The 399-nt window shown below is 43.1% G+C and carries 1 protein-coding gene; it reads right to left on the reverse strand.

Going from position 1 to position 399, the window contains the following annotated elements:
- On the reverse strand, positions 1-399 hold a 399-nt coding region (locus HC175_RS19835), incomplete at both ends, for a class I tRNA ligase family protein (protein ID WP_168139817.1).

A 399-nucleotide genomic window follows, 5' to 3' on the forward strand; every position in this document is an offset into this window, starting at 1 on the left:
CTTTTTGGAACTTCTTGTCGAACTGCTTTTCAGCAAGATCTTTGGCTACCACCACAGTGATAGGCTCGAAAGTATATTGGTTGTAAGTTTTTACCGTAACATATTCGATCTTTGGCCCTACTGTCAATGCAGTGTTAGAAGGCAAGGTCCATGGAGTCGTCGTCCAGGCTATAAAGAAAATTTCTCCTTCCATTTCTGAAAGAAATGCAGGAAGCGTTTCTTTCTTTGCTTTGAACATCGCAGTTACCGTAGTATCGGTCACGTCCTGATAAGTTCCCGGCTGATTAAGCTCATGAGAACTTAGTCCTGTACCTGCTTTTGGAGAGTAAGGCTGGATAGTATAGCCTTTGTAGATCAAACCTTTTTTGTAGATCTGGGAAAGCCGCCACCACACCGTTT

It is taken from the genome of Salinimicrobium oceani (genome assembly GCF_012037645.1).